The organism is Polaribacter sp. L3A8, assembly GCF_009796785.1.
Classification (GTDB): domain Bacteria; phylum Bacteroidota; class Bacteroidia; order Flavobacteriales; family Flavobacteriaceae; genus Polaribacter.
Window position 1 is genome coordinate 3705764 of record NZ_CP047026.1, and the last position, 16955, is coordinate 3722718.

Consider the following 16955-nt stretch of genomic DNA (forward strand, 5'->3'; position numbering starts at 1 on the left):
AATTAAAGCTATCAAAAAACCATTCAAATTTAAAGAATTTACAATCCATCAAGATAAAACTGCCATGAAAGTAGGTACAGATGGCGTTTTACTTGGTGCATGGTGTTCTGTTGATAATTATCCGGATACTATTTTAGATATTGGTGCTGGCACAGGCGTAATTTCTTTAATGATTGCACAACGTTCTGACGCCATGACAATAGATGCTGTTGAGGTTGATGAAAATGCATACGAGCAAACAGTTGCCAATTTTGAAGAATCTGATTGGGGAGATCGTTTGTATTGTTACAATGCAACTTTTAGCGAGTTTGCAGAAGAAATTGCAGAGGAGGAAGAAACGTATGATTTAATAGTTTCTAATCCGCCATTTTATACGGATGCCTTTGAGACAGAAGATGCTTCTAGAAATAAAGCACGTTTTACATCTTCGCTTTCTTTTAAAGATTTAATTATAGGCGTTTCAAAAATTTTATCAAAAACCGGAAAATTTTCTGTAGTTATTCCTTATAAAGAGGAGGTTAATTTTATCGCCTTGGCGAAAGAAAATAATTTGTTTTTGAATAGAATTTGTAGAGTAAAGGGAAACGAAATATCAGAAATTAAAAGATGTTTACTAGAGTTTTCTTTTGATGTAATGGAATTAAAAGAAGAAAGTTTAACTATTGAAATTGGACGTCATCAATATACAGAAGCGTATATTAATTTAACAAAAGATTTTTATTTAAAAATGTAATATTCTTATATCATTGAGAGAAACGAAGCAATCTCTAAAAAATAGACTACTTCGTCCTTCTCCCTCATAATACCTGTGTTTTTATCCAAATACATGGTTAGGATTGTAACCTAAATAAGGTACTTGTTTTTCTGTAAATTTAATTCCGTAATTTTCTAACTCTTTTAAAATAGGTTCATATACTTCTTTGGTAATTGGTAGTTGAACTCCCGGAGTTTTAATTTGGCCTTTTAATATTTTTAAAGCAGCAATACCCACAGGTAAACCTACAGTTTTTGCCATTGCTGTATACGTTTGGTTTTCTCCAATAACCACTAAACTACTTTCGGTTTGATATTTTTTTCCATCAATTTCATAACCAAAAAGATGCTGCATTACTATCATATCTTTATCATCTTCTTGTAAAGTCCAAGAATCTTCTAATATTTTCTGTAGCATTTGTGCAGGAGTAGCATCTATGAGTCCAATTTTTTTCTTTCTGTTAAAAATATCCAATTCAATTAATTTTTCCCACATTATGTCATCTTGATCTATTTTTAAGTAAGAACGTAACTTTAACTCTACAGAATCAGAAGGAGAATACGCTAAAAATAAGTTTACAAAATCTCTATAGCTCATGTTTTCAGAATCTTCAATAATGTAAGAATCATCTGTCATACCTAATTGTACAAAGATGTTCCAAGCCCTAGAAAACCCTACTTTTCTAATAGTCCCTCTGTACATAGTTGGTATATTATCTAAACCATAAACACTTCTGTATTTTAGAGAATCTCTATTTGCATAGGCTTCATATTTATTGTTATTAATTTTTAAAAACTCGGTTCTTCTAAATAATTTATGATACGGAATGTATTTGTATGTACTTTCTTGAATAAACATTGCAGCACCTCCTTGACCTGCTAAAACTACATTTCTCGGATTCCAAGTAAATTTGTAATTCCAAAGGTTATTGTCACTTTCGGGAGCCACTAATCCCCCACAAAAAGACTCGAACAATAACATTTTAGCACCTTTGCTTCTAATTTTATCTATTACTTGCATAGCACTCATATGGTCTATTCCTGGGTCTAGCCCAACTTCATTCATCAACACTAAATTTTTGACTTTTGCTTCTTTATCTAAAGTTTTCATTTCTTCGGATATGTAAGAAGCTGTTACCATGTGTTTACCAAAATGAATACAATCTTTAGCAACTTCAATATGAAATCTTGCGGGTAGCATCGAAATAACAAGATCGCTTTTTTTGATGAGTTCTTGACGCTGTTTTGTATTAAAAATATCTAAAATAATACTTTTGGCATTTTTATGATTATTGATGAGTTTATCTGCATTTACGGTAGAAATATCTCCAATAATTATACGTAAGTTTTCTTCATCAGATTTTTCTAGCAAATATTTTATGAGAAAAGAACTCGATTTTCCTGCACCAATAATTAGAATGTTTTTCATCAATATGTCTTATTTTTGTAGTCTTACGAAGATACTAATTTTGTTTAAAATTTAACAAAAACCATAAAAAATGTTTAGGAATTTAATTATTACATGTACTTTAGGAATGTTAGCGATTGTTTTAGGAGCTTTTGGAGCACATGCTTTAAAAGAAATTTTATCAGCTGCAGAGTTATCTAGTTTTGAAACAGGTGTACGCTATCAGATGTATCATGTAATTGTGTTATTATTTGTGAATACTTATGAAGGATTTAGCATTTCTCAAAAAAATAAAATTAGTTATATATTCTTTTTTGGTATTTTACTTTTTTCAGGATCTATTTATGCAATTAACTTAACATCAATAACAGCAAAATCTATTTGGTTTGTTACTCCTTTAGGTGGTTTGACATTGATGATTGGTTGGGTTTTTATGATTGTCATATTCTTAAAAAAATATTCAAATAACAGTAAAAAGTCAATTTTAATGTAAATATTGATGTCGTTTCAAAATAATGTGTAATTTTGCTAGTAATTAATCTATAAATAATTAAAAATATTGATATGGTAGATACAAGTACGAAATCGATTTCGTTAAATAGTCTAGGAATCAAAAATGCAACAGTTCGTTATCAGTTAACTTCAGATGAGTTACATGATTTAACTGTTATAAAAGGGCAAGGTGTTGTTTCTTCTCTAGGTGCAATTGCTGTAAATACGGGTGAGTTTACTGGGCGATCTCCTAATGATCGTTTTATTGTAAAAGATAAAGTAACCAAAGATGAGGTTTGGTGGAGTGATATTAACATTCCTTTTGAAACTGAAAAGTTTGATGCTTTGTATACTAAAGTGGTTAATTATTTATCAGAAAAAGAAATTTTTGTAAGAGATAGTTATGCGTGTGCAGATGAAAATTATAAATTAAATATTAGAGTTGTAAACGAACACCCTTGGAGTAATATGTTTGCGCATAATATGTTTTTACGTCCTACAGAAAGGGAATTAGAAACTTTTTCTCCAGAATGGACCGTTGTAAATGCTCCTGGTTTTATGGCAAATCCAGAAGTAGATGGAACTCGTCAGCATAATTTTGCAATTTTAAATTTTAGCAAAAAAATAGCATTGATAGGAGGAACAGGTTATACAGGAGAAATTAAAAAAGGAATTTTTTCTGCCTTAAATTTTATTTTACCAGTGTACAAAAATACTTTACCAATGCATTGTTCTGCAAATGTGGGTAAAGATGGTGATACTGCTATTTTCTTTGGATTGTCTGGTACTGGTAAAACAACGTTATCTACAGATCCAGAAAGAAGTTTAATTGGTGATGATGAGCACGGTTGGACTGCAGAAAATACGGTGTTTAATTTTGAAGGAGGTTGTTATGCAAAAGTAATTAACTTATCAAAAGAACAAGAACCAGAAATTTTTGCAGCAATAAAAAAAGGAGCAATTCTAGAAAATGTGGTTATGGATGCTAATGGGGCTATCGATTTTGCAGATACTTCTATTACCCAAAATACAAGAGTTAGTTATCCTATTTATCATATAGATAATATTCAAGAACCATCTATAGGTAAAAATCCGAAGAATATTTTCTTTTTAACGGCAGATGCTTTTGGAGTTTTGCCTCCAATATCTAAATTAACACCTAACCAAGCGGCTTATCATTTTATTTCTGGTTATACGGCTAAGGTTGCAGGTACAGAAGCAGGAGTAACAGAACCAACACCAAGTTTTTCGGCTTGTTTTGGTGCTCCTTTTATGCCTTTACATCCAACAAGGTATGCAGAAATGCTAAGTAAGAAAATGAAGGATGCTGGAGTTAATGTTTGGTTGATTAATACAGGTTGGTCTGGTGGTCAGTACGGAGTTGGTAGAAGAATGCCTTTAAAATACACAAGAGCAATGATTAATGCTGTTTTAAATGGTGATTTGGGAAGTTATAGATATGAAGATTATCATATTCACTCTGTGTTTGGAGTTGCACAACCAAGATCTTGTCCTGGTGTGCCAACAGAATTGTTAAGTCCGAGATCTACTTGGAATGATGATGAAGCGTATTATAAGACAGCTTTTAAATTGTCTAATGCTTTTAGAAATAATTTTACGCAATTTGAAGAGATTGCAAGTGAAGACATCCGAAGAGGAGGACCTCAACGGTATGCACTTTAGTGATTTTTTGTTTTTAGGAAAACACCTCATTTTGAGGTGTTTTTTTTGTTTGCGTTAATAATAGAACTTATAGAGTTAAACTTAGAGTTATTAATAGTGTAATTTTGAACCAGTGAAACACACATAATTAGTTTAACATTAAAAAATATAAAAACATGAGCAATAGTAGCAATACAGTAGTAGGTTTATTAGCAGGAACAGTAATAGGTGCCACTTTAGGAGTTTTATTTGCACCTGCAAAAGGTAAAAAAACTAGAAAAAGAATATCTGATGAAGCTTTAGCGGCTAAAGAAAAGTTGGTAGAAACAGCAAGTGATTTAACAGAAAAAGTTTCATCAACAGTTTCTACAAAAAAAGAAACCTTAGATGAGCAAATAGAAGAGGTAGTCTCTAACGTTAGTCATAAAGCAGAAGATGTTATTTCTACACTAGAAAAAAAATTAAAAGAGTTGAAAGAGCAAAATAAAAAATTACAAAAATCTGCCTAATAAATGAGCATATTCGATAATTTTAAAAATTCTGCAGATAAAGGAGCTGATGTTGGTAAAGAGTTTGTTTCTAAAACTTTTGAACACGCAAAGTTAAAAACTTTTCAGATAACAACCCTAACGGTTAGTATGATTGTAAAACTTTTTTTTATAGGAAGTTTAACTGTTTTAGGGTTTGTTTTTTTGGCAGTTTCTAGTGCAATTGCTCTGGGAGACTATCTAGAAAATATAGCTTTGGGATATTTATTTGTGGGATTATTTTTTTTAGTTATTTCTCTATTAATTTATCTTTTTAGAAAATATCTTGATAAGAAAGTAATTTATAAAATAGCTAAAATATTTTTTGATTAATTCATAAAACTTAATAAAAACAGCAAATGAAAACATATCAAAGTTTTAAAGAAATAGATAGAGATTTAAAGAGACTATCACTAGAAAAACAAATAGCTTTAGAAGAACTGAAAATGGTTAAAAACGATTTTCAAGAAATTCTAGAGCCAATGAGTCTTGTAAGTAACGCGCTTAGTGCTTTTGGTAAGTTTGGGACTTTTATGTTTATTAAGAAAATGTTTAAATAATATTTTATTTAAACAACAGTTAATAATTTTTTCTTAAATCCGTTTGGGGTAATGCCATACTTTTCTCTAAAAATTTTAGAGAAGTAACTTCTACTGCTAAAGCCAATTGTATAAACAATTTGAGAAATATTTAAATCTGTGTTTTTTAATAGATCTCTTGCAGACTCTAGACGTATATGTCTTATATATTCTGTAACAGTTCTATTGTATAAAAACTTAAACCCATCTTGTAATTTAGCTTGGGTTAATCCAGAATCTAAAGAAAGCTCTTCTAGCGTATAATTTTTAGCAGGATTTTTTACAATTTGTTTTCCTAATTTACGTACTATTTTTAATTCCTCTTTAACAAGAGATGTTGGCAATGGTACGCCTTCTAAAAGTCGATTGTGTTGTTGTATGTGTAAAGATAATATTTCGTAAACTCGTGCTTCAATTTTAAGAATACGCAACATTCCTTTTCCTTTTACCTTCTTTATTTGCGATATAATGTCTGCCATTTTTAAATTTAGCGTTCCATAATTAGCAAAACGATAATCATGATCTGTATCTACAAAAACTTCGTATAGTTTTTCATTTAAAGTAGAAACGTTAGTGGTTCTTTTCTTTAAAAATTTCTTTCTAACAATTTCTATAAGATTAATTTCTACAGTTTCATTTTTAGGAAAATGTAGGTAATTATAGCCGCCTGTTTTATTGGTAAAAATTAACGATTGAAATTGTTCTATTTTACTTTCTTTATTATCAACACCAAATCGATGTTTAAAAGAACCAAGCGATGGGTAAATAAATCGAAGTGGATTGAATTCTGGAACTGCCTGAATTTTAAAAATAAACTCTTTGTGTAGTTTAATGTCAAAATCTAATAAATTTACACCCCAATCAAAAGGTATAAAGCGAATCTTTCCAGTACCATTTTCATTATTAATGGTAAGTACACTTTCGCTCCAATTACCAGTAATAGAACCGCCTATTTTTTCGGCAATCTGCTCGATCAAGTCTTTGTCACTATCCGCAATTATTTCTATTTCAATCATTGTGATAAAATCATTTAAACAAACTGTTAATATGCGCTCCAAATAAAAAAATAAAAATAGTTTAAATTTTTAATAAATCGGTTAATAATTATACGAATAGAATCATAAAAATAAAGGAGGCTAATTATTGTGCTGATAATCTTTGTCTAAGAATAAATTTAAATGAGTTAAACATTAGATTATATGCATTCATTAGAATCTTAAAACAGCCATATTTTTGTGTAACAGAAAGTTGTTACCTAATAATTAATTACAATTTTTTTGTTAAAGATGTACATCGTTTGACATCTATAAAGGAAACAAACGTTCATATAAAATACTTATCATTATGACGTATACAGAACAAGTAGGAGAAAAACTAAATGTAATTTTAGAAAAAACCTTTGATGCTGAAAAAGGATTTAATAAAGCCGCTGAAAACATAGAAAACAAGGCGCTTAAAAATTATTTTAAAGCAAAATCTCAAGAAAGAAATATTTTTGGGCACGAATTAAAAGAAGAAATTAAAAGCTTTAATCAAGAAATAGATAAAGGTGCTAGTGTTGCAGGTGCTGCCCATAGGGCTTGGATGGATATAAAAAGCCTTTTTTCTTTAGATGATGAAGAATCGATGTTAGAAGAAGCTATTAGAGGAGAAAAAACAGCAGTAAAAGAATACGAAGAAGTAATTAATGAAACCCAATTGCCTTCTAGCACAAAATCTTTATTAGTATCACAAAAAAATAAAATTGAAAATGGGTTATATAGTATTAAAACTTTAGAAGATATAAGTTAATAGTTTTAGTTTAGTTAATTGGTTGTAGGTTGTCTGAAAAGGCAACCTTTTTTTTTATAATGATTTTGTTTGAGTTCAAATGTAATGTATAAGAGTTAACTGCTAGTTGATAAGTGTTTTACATTTGTAGTGTAGGAAATAATTAACCAAATTATTTAATTTATTAACCATTAAAACTTAAAAATATGTTACGTTGGACAGTCACTTTTATAATAATAGCATTAATTGCAGGTGTTTTAGGATTTGGGGGAATTGCAGGAGCTGCAGCCGGAATTGCTAAAATAATTTTTATAATCTTTATTATTCTTTTTTTATTATCTCTAATTACCGGTAGAAAAAAAGTATAATGAATTACACTATAATTTTATTTAGATTAGATTTTAGATAATTTATAAAATAAAAAAAGCATCCAAATTTGGATGCTTTTTTATGTATTAGCTAAAAAAGTACTAGTTTGTTTTTTCTGCAATCACTTCGATATTTTTAGCGATTTCTTTTTTTGTCACATTTACAGAAACAATGTTTCCTGTTTCTTTAGCTTTTTGTTCAATTTCTTCTATGGTTCCTTCTATTTTTAGAACCTCTTCAGTTACAACACCGTTCATAATTTTAGTAGTTGTAATAGTTGCTGCTGCTAAATCTCCAGTAGTTTGTGTAATTTCTACTCTAACATCTTTTTTAGAATTGTTGTAATCAGAAACGGCATTACTATTTAAAGCAATACTCGGTGCAATTACAAGTGCAACAACAGACATTAATTTTAAAAGAATGTTTAAAGAAGGTCCAGAAGTATCTTTAAAAGGATCTCCAACAGTATCACCTACAACAGCAGCTTTGTGAGCATCTGTTCCTTTTTTACCTTGCTCTTCAATTGTTTTTTTAGCGTTATCCCAAGCACCACCTGCGTTAGATTGAAAAATAGCCATTAAAACCCCACAAGTTGTAACACCTGCAAGAAGTCCTCCTAACATTTCTGCTCCACCAATAAAACCAACAGCAACAGGAACAACGATTGCTAATAATCCTGGTAATACCATTTCTCTAATAGATGCTTTTGTAGAAATATCAATACATTTTCCATAATCTGCAACACCATCTGCGTCGTCAAAAATAGCTCTGTCTTCTTTAGAAGCTTTTGTCATATCAGAATCGTACTTACGCATTATTTCTAAGGCAGCTTTTAATTTTGGAATGTCTCTAAATTGACGTCTAACTTCTTCTATCATTGCCATTGCAGCTCTACCTACGGCATTCATAGATAATGCAGAAAATACAAAAGGTAACATACCACCAATTAATAAACCTGCCATAATTTTAGGTTGAGAAACATCAATAGCAATAACGTTTGCTGTTTTCATAAAAGCAGCAAATAAAGCCAAAGCCGTTAAAGCAGCAGAAGCAATTGCAAATCCTTTACCTACTGCTGCAGTTGTATTACCAACCGCATCTAATTTATCTGTACGTTCTCTAACTTCACTTGGTAATTCTGCCATTTCAGCAATACCACCCGCGTTATCACAAATGGGGCCGTAAGCATCTACGGCTAATTGAATACCTGTATTAGCTAACATGCCTACTGCTGCAATAGCAATACCGTATAAACCTGCAAAATGATGAGAAACCATAATTGCAGCTGCAATTAAAAGAATAGGAATCATGGTAGACATCATACCAACCCCTAAACCAGCAATAATATTTGTTGCTGCTCCAGTTTCAGATTGTTTTACAATAGACATTACAGGTTTTTTTCCTGTTGCAGTATAATATTCAGTTATTTTACCAACCCCTAAGCCTGCAGCTAAACCAGCAATTGTTGCCCAAAACACACCCATTGCCCCGAAAGGTAATTCAGAATGAGACTCCGGAATTAAAGTGTTAATAATAAAATAAGAAGCGATTACCATTAAACCCGCAGAACCAAATTCGCCAATATTTAATGCTGTTTGTGGGTTGCCACCATCTTTTACTTTTACAAAGAAGGTACCTAGTATAGACATTATAATACCAACAGCCCCAAGTACTAAAGGTAAGTACACAGCTCCTAAGCCATCAAAAGTAGGTGTTATAATAAAAGCACCTAATACCATAGTACCAATAATAGAACCTACATAAGATTCAAATAAATCTGCACCCATACCAGCAACATCACCAACATTATCACCAACATTATCTGCAATAGTTGCAGGATTTAAAGGGTGGTCTTCTGGAATACCAGCTTCTACTTTACCAACTAAATCTGCACCAACATCGGCAGCTTTTGTATAAATACCACCACCAACACGTGCAAATAATGCAATTGATGAGGCTCCTAATGAGAAACCAGATAGTACATTTAAGACCATTGATAAATTTTCAGCTCCAGGCCACATACTTTGATAGAACATAAATAGCCCACTTAAACCTAAGATACCTAGACCTACAACCCCTAAGCCCATTACAGCACCTCCTGCAAAAGCAACTTCTAATGCTTTACCTAATGATGTTCTTGCAGCTTCTGTGGTTCTAACATTTGCTTTTGTTGCCACTTTCATACCAATAAAGCCAGCTAAGGCAGAACAAATAGCACCAATAATAAAAGAGACTGCTACCATTCCGTTAGAGCCTACTTCATTTGCTCCTTTAAAGAATAGCAAAATAGCTACAGCAATTACAAAAATTGCTAAAACCTTGTATTCTGCTTTTAAGAAAGCCATTGCACCATCTGCAATGTTTTTTGCTATTCGAGACATTTTCTCGTCACCAACTGCTTGTTTTGAAACCCAACCGCTTTTTAGAAAAACGAAAATTAATGCTACCACACCAAATAGTGGGAGAAATTTTACTATTACTTCCATATTTACTTATTTTGTAATTTAACTTATTTTTTCTTGATAAGCTAAAGTAAGAAAATATATCTCACAAAAAAAACCTATGTAAATTAAAGATATCGTATTTTACACCCTTTTAAATTATATTATCCATACTATGACTTTTGTCAGTTTTTTATAGATATAATTAAATTTTGATATCATAAACAAATAGTTGATAACTATAATCAATATTAGAGAAGTAGACTGGGATTTAAAAATAAAAAAACCATCTTAATAGTAAGATGGTTTTTTATGTTGCTTTTTTAGTTTTCTATTATATAGTAAACGTTCTTTTTTTCTTGTGTTCGCTATCATCATAACGTTTAACACATTCATCATATATTTTAATTGCAGCTGTTGCGTCTCCCCATCCACCTGTATCAACTTTTTTCTTTTCTAAGTCTTTATAAACTTGAAAAAAGTGTTCAATCTCTTTTAATCTGTGAGGATTTAAATCTGCAATATCTTCTTTATTACTCCAAATAGGATCAGAAACGGGTACACAAATTATTTTTTCATCAGGACCTTTTTCGTCAGTCATATAGAAAACTCCAATTGGTCTAACTTCCATAACAACCATTGGGTAGGTTGGTTGATGCCCTAAAACTAATACATCTAATGGATCTGCATCTAAGGCTAAAGTTTCTGGAATAAACCCGTAATCACCTGGGTACATCATAGATGAAAAAAGCATTCTATCGAATCTAATTTTATGTAATGTAAAATCATATTCGTATTTATTTCTACTTCCTTTAGGTATTTCTATAAGTACGTCAAAAGTTACTTGTCTTTTTGGTTCTTTACTCATTGCTTTTGGTTCTTTCATTATTTGGATTTAGACAAAAATAGTTATAAATTAAATTTTATTTTAGATTTTATGACATAAATTTACGCAAAGGTTTTCGATTAGGTTAATATCATTACAAAAAAAGTATTCACTTTTGGTATTTTAAAAATTAAATATTAAACCAGCAGTGATGCCAAATTTCCTAGCTTCTGGATTATCGAAGTAGTTTCCTCTAAAATTAAAGTCTACTCTTAATATTTTAAAAATGTTAGCAACCCCTACACTGTATTCATAATATGGTTCTTTAGAAGGAGCTCTTAAAAGTATTTCATTACTATTGCCAGTTGTATTTAATGCTATGTTTTTGTTAGAAATGTCTCCTATAAAAGTTTTAAAGCCTATTACAGTTCTTAATTTTGTCTTTTTTAACAAAGGAATTCTAGAAAATATTCTTCCATTAAAATTATGTTCTAAATGAAAAGAAGCATATTTATCTGTGGTAAATTCATAAAAATCTAACAGGTTAAAAGTATTGTTAAATATAAAGTAGGTTTGGTTTCCGGGAGCAACACTTAACAAGCCTAGGGGAACTTCTCCAAATGTTTGACCTGTTTCTAGGGATGTTTTTAATCGACCAAGACCTCCAATTTCCCATAATTTAAAGAATGAAAATTGAACCTTTGTATAATTAAAGTCACTATCAAAAATATCTTTACTACCTCTAGTTATTTGGGTAAAGTATTGCGTAAAATCTGTATTTGCAGCATCTCTTTGAACTCCAAAACCAGACATTTTTCTTTTAGGGTAGTAACCAGCAGAAAATACAGTTTCTAATTGTCTTATTCTAGATGAAATCCCTTTTGTTGCATCAGGGTCATTATAATCTAAACTGAAACTGTCTGAAGCAGAACTAAGTGTTTTGTAATTTGTAGAAAGTTTTAAGATTAAGTTAGGTGTTGGCTCAATTTCTCCTGTAAGTGTGGTAATATTAATTTTAGTTAGTTTGTCATTTGTGCCAGTTCCTATTAAAGAAGAGGATCCGTCGCTTCTACCTAATACGTCTGTAGTAGCAGTTAAAGTTGCTCCAATTTGTTCTATATCATTCTTTTTACCACCAGTAATTATAAATCTATTTTTTTTATTTACAAGCCATTTTCCCTGAAAACCATATTTTAGATTTTTATCTTTAAAACCATAAGCGGTATAAGCCTCTAATCTAAATAAATCGTTTGTAGATTTATAGGTTCGTCCTCCAACACGTACACGCAATCCTTCTACATCATTAAAACCAAAAGTAGAAAAAATAGGTCCGTAATCTATGTTTAAAGCATCGATTTCAAAATATCCAGAATAAGCTGTTTGAACGGCTTTGTTTATGTTTTTAAACTTTTTAACGGTTTTTAAGGTATCTATTAGTTTGTAAATTCCTTTTTCGTTTTCATTTAACTCCTCTAATCTGTTCTCATTCCAAAACTCTTTAGGTTTACTATAGGAATCTTGATTAGCTGTAAAAACTTTTTTATCGTAAAAATTGTCATCTTTTAAAGGTTTGTTAAAAATATAATCTTTGTAGATGGTTGTTTTTTTACCGTATACTCCTCTAGATTTTTCTTTTTTACTAAGCGCAAAATCAGATAATAAATAATCTCGCTTTAAGACAAAAATAGAGTCGTTTAGTAATTCAAACTCTTGTTCTATGTAAACGTCTTTCACCCAGTTTATGTTCGCGTTTTTTACTACTTGTAAGTTAATTTCTTTTACGGCAAAAGTGGAGTCGTTTACCCAAAAATTTCCTTTAAATGTAAGCTCGTTTCTTCTTCTAGGATAATAAATAATATTATAACACCATTTTTTACCAATAAAAGTACTATCAGCTAAAACATAATTGTAATTATTTATTCCTGTTTTAGACAATGGACTCACAAAGCTTTTATCAAAAATTTTTAAGTAGTTGTCATATATATTATATTCAGCATATAAATCATCAATATAATTTATAAGTTGTTGATCTTTACTAAAACCAGAGTTTTGATTGGCGATTAAAACTTCTTTTTCTTTTTTTAAAATATTATCACCATACACTTCAGAAAGTCCTTCATTTAAAAAAACGGGTAAAAAAGTTTTTCCTGTTACGCTAGAGGTGTCTATATCTTTAAAAACAAATTCTAATCCTTTAAATATTTTTTTCTCCTGTAGTTTTTTATCAATTGTATTTAAATCGAATTCTACTTTTGTGTATTTTTTATACTGATATTGATTAAAATGACTTAATCCGTTTTTACGTTTTTGCGCCCAAATTTTTCTAAGAATGTCTATTGCAGGGTTATTTTTTTTAGGTTGTTTTCCTGTAACTATTACAATTTCGTTTAAAGAATTTGCTTCCTCTTCTAGTGTAAGTTTTAAATTGTAATTAATTTTTTTATCTAAAGTAACCACTAACGTTTTAAAACCAATAAAAGATATTACTATCTCATTCCAGTTCTTATCTGACTCTAAATAAAAACCACCATTTTCATTACTAGTAGTTCCTTCTATAGAACCTTTAAATTGTATGCTGCAATAAGGGATTGGTATGTTGTCTATGTCTGTAATAACACCTTTTACTTTGGTTTGTGCTATTATAGTGATAGAAAAAAAAAGTACGATAATTAATGTTAATTTTATTTTCATGATTAAAAATAATCTTTGTTATGTTTCTAATGAATGTAGATAACGAGTTAGTTGATGTATTATTTTTAAGTCGAAATTTTACTTATTTTATTACATACTAAAAGTCTATTTCAAATAAAAAAAGATTGAAGAAAGTAGTTAAGGGTTTAGGCTATTTTAAACAAAAAAAAAGACTAATAAACTGATGTTTAAAAGTCTTTTTTGTTTAAGATATATTATCTGTATTTATTTTAAATACATTACTTCTTTAACAGCTGCAATTACATCGTTAGAATTTGGTATCCATTTCTCAAATAATACAGGAGAATAAGGAGCCGGAGTATCTGCGGTTGTAATTCTTTTAATTGGAGCGTCTAAATAATCGAATGCTTCTTCTTGAACTCTATAAGTAATCTCTGTAGAAATACTTGCAAATGGCCAAGACTCTTCTAAAATTACTAATCTATTTGTCTTTTTTACTGATGTTAAAATAGCAGCATGATCCATTGGACGCACTGTTCTTAAATCAATAATTTCAACAGAAATATTTTCTTTTGCTAATTCATCAGCAGCTTTGTAAGCTTCTTTAATAATTTTCCCAAAAGAAACAATAGTTACATCTGTTCCTGCTCTTTTAATGTCTGCAACTCCAATAGGAATAATGTATTCCCCTTCAGGAATTTCCATTTTGTCACCATACATTTGTTCAGATTCCATAAAAATTACGGGATCATTATCTCTAATGGCCGCTTTTAATAAACCTTTTGCATCATAAGGGTTAGAAGGTACAATAACCTTTAAACCAGGTGTATTTGCAAACCAGTTTTCAAATGCTTGTGAGTGCGTTGCTCCTAATTGACCAGCAGAACCTGTTGGACCTCTAAAAACAATAGGACAATTAAATTGTCCGCCAGACATTTGTCTAATTTTTGCAGCATTATTTATAATTTGATCAATTCCAACCAAAGAGAAGTTAAAAGTCATATACTCTACAATCGGCCTAAGACCATTCATAGCAGAACCAACTGCAACTCCTGCAAAACCAAGTTCAGCAATTGGTGTATCTATAACACGTTTAGCACCAAACTCATCTAACATACCTTTAGATGCTTTATAAGCACCATTATATTCTGCAACTTCTTCTCCCATTAAATAAATGCTTTCATCTCTGCGCATTTCTTCACTCATGGCTTCACAAATTGCCTCTCTGAACTGAACTGTTTTCATTGAATCTAAATTATTGTTTGTTTTCGATAGGCAAAAGTAAGGAATTTATGAGTAAAACAAATGTACTTTTATATCAAAAATAGAAGAAGTTTATATTTTGAGTGAGTTTTCTTATTTAGTTAGCTTTCAAAAATTATTTTTAGCTTTAAATTTAATTATAAATTCACTTTTAATTTAAAGTGTTTCAAAGAAAAGACCTGTTTACATATTGCATTTTATACTTTTATTTATCAATCTAAAGATTGATGATTAAGCCTAAGTGTATATAGATTATCTGCTTTATATTTTTTAAAAAAGTTTAAAAAGCAAAATAACAGTTTATCTAATTAATTGTTAAATAAATAAAAAATTTACTATGCATGCATAGTAAATTTAAAAAAAAGACGTAATTTCGTCAACAAGAAAAGAATATAAAATTATAATTTATGAAAATATTAGTTTGTATTAGTCACGTTCCTGATACCACGTCTAAAATTAATTTTACAGAAAGCGATACAAAGTTTGATACAAATGGAGTTCAGTTTGTAATTAATCCTTACGATGAGTTTTGCTTAACAAGAGCAATGTGGTTTAAAGAAAAACAAGGAGCTACAGTAACCATTGTAAATGTAGGTGGTGCAGAAACAGAACCAACATTACGTAAAGCTTTAGCTATTGGAGCAGATGATGCAATTCGTGTAAATGTAAATCCTACAGATGGGTTACAAGTAGCAAAAGAATTGGCCGCAGTTGTTAAAAATGGTGGATACGATTTAGTATTGGCAGGTAAAGAATCTGCAGATTATAACGGGCAAATGGTTCCTGGTATGTTAGCTGCGTTAACAGATTTTAATTTTATAAATGGTTGTGTAGGTATAGAAGTAGACGGAACAACCGTTTCTGCAACAAGAGAAATTGATGGAGGTAATGAAACTATATCATCAAGCTTACCTTTAGTTATTGGAGGGCAAAAAGGAATTGTAGAAGAAAAAGATTTACGCATACCAAATATGCGTGGAATTATGATGGCGCGTAAAAAACCATTACAAGTTATAGATCCTGTAGGCGGAGAAGCATCAACAAATGTTCAGTCTTTTGAAAAACCAGCACCAAAAGGAGCCGTAAAATTAGTAGCTGCAGACAATGTAGACGAACTAATTAGCTTATTACATAACGAAGCGAAAGTAATTTAAAAAGGTGTAACTGTTAAAACGTTTAATTGTTTAAGCGTTCTCAGTTCAACAATTACACAGTTTAAGAATTTAACAATTACACGTTTAAAAAAATATAAAAAATATGTCTGTTTTAGTTTTTGCCGAATCATCGGAAGGAAAATTTAAGAAAACTGCTTTAGAAGTAGTTTCATATGGAAAAAAAGTTGCAGAACAATTAGGTACTAATGTTGTTGCATTAACAATAAACGCTAGCGATTCATCAGAATTATATACATACGGAGCAGAAAAAGTAGTTGCAGTTTCTAACGATTCATTAAATACTTTTAACGCAAAACAATATGCAGCTGTAGTTACAGAAGTAGCAAAAGCAGAAAACGCAACAGTTGTAGTTGTAGATTCTAGTATAGATGGTTTGTACTTAGCACCAATAGTAGCTGTAAATTTAGAAGCAGGTTGTGCATCTAACGTAGTTGCTGCACCATCAAATGTAAGTCCGTTTACAGTAAAAAGAAAAGCATTTTCTAACAAAGCATTTTCAAATACAGTAATTGCTACAGACCTTAAAGTTATTGGTTTAGCAAAGAATTCTTACGGAATTCATGAAAACGCAGTTGCAGGAACCACAGAAGCTTTTGAAGCTACAGTTGTAGAATCTGGAGTAAAATCAGAAAAAATAGAAAGAGTTACCGGTAAAGTAACCATTGCAGATGCAGACATTGTAGTTTCTGCAGGTAGAGGATTAAAAGGACCAGAAAACTGGGGCATGGTAGAAGAGTTGGCAGAAGTTTTAGGCGCTGCAACCGCATGTTCTAAGCCAGTTTCAGATTTAGGTTGGCGTCCACATTCAGAACACGTTGGGCAAACCGGTAAACCAGTAGCGGCTAATTTATATATCGCTATAGGTATTTCTGGAGCAATACAACATTTAGCAGGTATCAACGCCTCTAAAGTAAAGGTAGTTATTAATACAGATCCAGAAGCACCTTTCTTTAAGGCGGCAGATTACGGAATTGTTGGAGACGCTTTTGATGTTGTGCCTAAATTAATCGAAAAATTAAAAGCATTTAAAGCCTCTTAA

16 protein-coding genes are annotated in these 16955 nt (G+C 30.6%); 10 read left to right on the forward strand and 6 right to left on the reverse strand.

Annotation, left to right across the window (positions count from 1 at the left end; genetic code table 11):
* Positions 1-64: 64 nt before the first annotated feature.
* Positions 65-733 carry a tRNA1(Val) (adenine(37)-N6)-methyltransferase gene (locus tag GQR92_RS15325; RefSeq protein ID WP_158841049.1) on the forward strand — a complete coding sequence of 223 codons (669 nt, stop codon included), beginning with the start codon at positions 65-67 and terminating at the stop codon, positions 731-733.
* A gap of 81 nt (positions 734-814) precedes the next feature.
* Here GQR92_RS15325 and GQR92_RS15330 read toward each other — a convergent pair whose 3' ends face one another.
* Positions 815-2182 carry a saccharopine dehydrogenase family protein gene (locus tag GQR92_RS15330; protein ID WP_158841051.1) on the reverse strand — a complete coding sequence of 456 codons (1368 nt, stop codon included), beginning with the start codon at positions 2180-2182 and terminating at the stop codon, positions 815-817.
* Between the two features lie 70 nt (positions 2183-2252).
* Between GQR92_RS15330 and GQR92_RS15335 the strand changes: the two genes are divergently transcribed.
* From GQR92_RS15335 to GQR92_RS15355, 5 genes are all read left to right on the forward strand, one after another.
* Positions 2253-2654 (forward strand): DUF423 domain-containing protein, encoded by a 402-nt coding sequence (locus tag GQR92_RS15335; RefSeq protein WP_158841053.1) that lies wholly within the window; start codon positions 2253-2255, stop codon positions 2652-2654.
* 71 nt (positions 2655-2725) lie between these two features.
* Positions 2726-4336, forward strand: coding sequence for a phosphoenolpyruvate carboxykinase (ATP) (gene pckA / locus GQR92_RS15340; protein ID WP_158841055.1), 1611 nt, complete (start codon positions 2726-2728; stop codon positions 4334-4336).
* A 155-nt stretch (positions 4337-4491) separates the two neighbouring features.
* The gene (locus GQR92_RS15345; RefSeq protein WP_158841057.1) at positions 4492-4824 is read left to right on the forward strand and encodes a YtxH domain-containing protein; all 333 of its coding nucleotides are present in this window, start codon (positions 4492-4494) and stop codon (positions 4822-4824) included.
* A 3-nt stretch (positions 4825-4827) separates the two neighbouring features.
* Positions 4828-5175 carry a hypothetical protein gene (locus tag GQR92_RS15350; RefSeq protein WP_158841058.1) on the forward strand — a complete coding sequence of 116 codons (348 nt, stop codon included), beginning with the start codon at positions 4828-4830 and terminating at the stop codon, positions 5173-5175.
* Between the two features lie 26 nt (positions 5176-5201).
* The gene (locus GQR92_RS15355) at positions 5202-5402 is read left to right on the forward strand and encodes a DUF6327 family protein (protein ID WP_158841059.1); all 201 of its coding nucleotides are present in this window, start codon (positions 5202-5204) and stop codon (positions 5400-5402) included.
* An 8-nt stretch (positions 5403-5410) separates the two neighbouring features.
* Here GQR92_RS15355 and GQR92_RS15360 read toward each other — a convergent pair whose 3' ends face one another.
* Complete coding sequence (locus tag GQR92_RS15360) at positions 5411-6436, reverse strand: helix-turn-helix domain-containing protein (RefSeq protein ID WP_158841060.1); 1026 nt, start codon at positions 6434-6436, stop codon at positions 5411-5413.
* A gap of 328 nt (positions 6437-6764) precedes the next feature.
* On the opposite strand from GQR92_RS15360, the gene GQR92_RS15365 reads away from it, so the two are divergent.
* The gene (locus tag GQR92_RS15365; RefSeq protein WP_199269149.1) at positions 6765-7211 is read left to right on the forward strand and encodes a ferritin-like domain-containing protein; all 447 of its coding nucleotides are present in this window, start codon (positions 6765-6767) and stop codon (positions 7209-7211) included.
* A 185-nt stretch (positions 7212-7396) separates the two neighbouring features.
* Positions 7397-7558 (forward strand): DUF1328 family protein, encoded by a 162-nt coding sequence (locus tag GQR92_RS15370; protein WP_105047484.1) that lies wholly within the window; start codon positions 7397-7399, stop codon positions 7556-7558.
* A gap of 102 nt (positions 7559-7660) precedes the next feature.
* Here the strand turns inward: GQR92_RS15370 and GQR92_RS15375 are convergent, their stop codons facing one another.
* The 4 genes from GQR92_RS15375 to GQR92_RS15390 form a co-directional block, all read right to left on the reverse strand.
* Positions 7661-10045: a sodium-translocating pyrophosphatase gene (locus GQR92_RS15375; RefSeq protein WP_158841061.1), complete on the reverse strand. Its 2385-nt coding sequence runs from the start codon at positions 10043-10045 to the stop codon at positions 7661-7663.
* A gap of 289 nt (positions 10046-10334) precedes the next feature.
* The gene (locus GQR92_RS15380) at positions 10335-10868 is read right to left on the reverse strand and encodes an inorganic diphosphatase (protein ID WP_158842201.1); all 534 of its coding nucleotides are present in this window, start codon (positions 10866-10868) and stop codon (positions 10335-10337) included.
* A gap of 141 nt (positions 10869-11009) precedes the next feature.
* On the reverse strand, positions 11010-13517 hold the full coding sequence (locus GQR92_RS15385; protein WP_158841062.1) for a DUF5686 and carboxypeptidase-like regulatory domain-containing protein: 2508 nt from the start codon (positions 13515-13517) through the stop codon (positions 11010-11012).
* Positions 13518-13742: 225 nt separating this feature from the next.
* Entirely contained in the window at positions 13743-14723 is a 981-nt protein-coding gene (locus GQR92_RS15390) for a pyruvate dehydrogenase complex E1 component subunit beta (protein WP_158841063.1), read from the reverse strand.
* Between the two features lie 425 nt (positions 14724-15148).
* Between GQR92_RS15390 and GQR92_RS15395 the strand changes: the two genes are divergently transcribed.
* The gene (locus GQR92_RS15395) at positions 15149-15895 is read left to right on the forward strand and encodes an electron transfer flavoprotein subunit beta/FixA family protein (protein WP_158841065.1); all 747 of its coding nucleotides are present in this window, start codon (positions 15149-15151) and stop codon (positions 15893-15895) included.
* A 103-nt stretch (positions 15896-15998) separates the two neighbouring features.
* Positions 15999-16955, forward strand: coding sequence for an electron transfer flavoprotein subunit alpha/FixB family protein (locus GQR92_RS15400; RefSeq protein WP_158841067.1), 957 nt, complete (start codon positions 15999-16001; stop codon positions 16953-16955).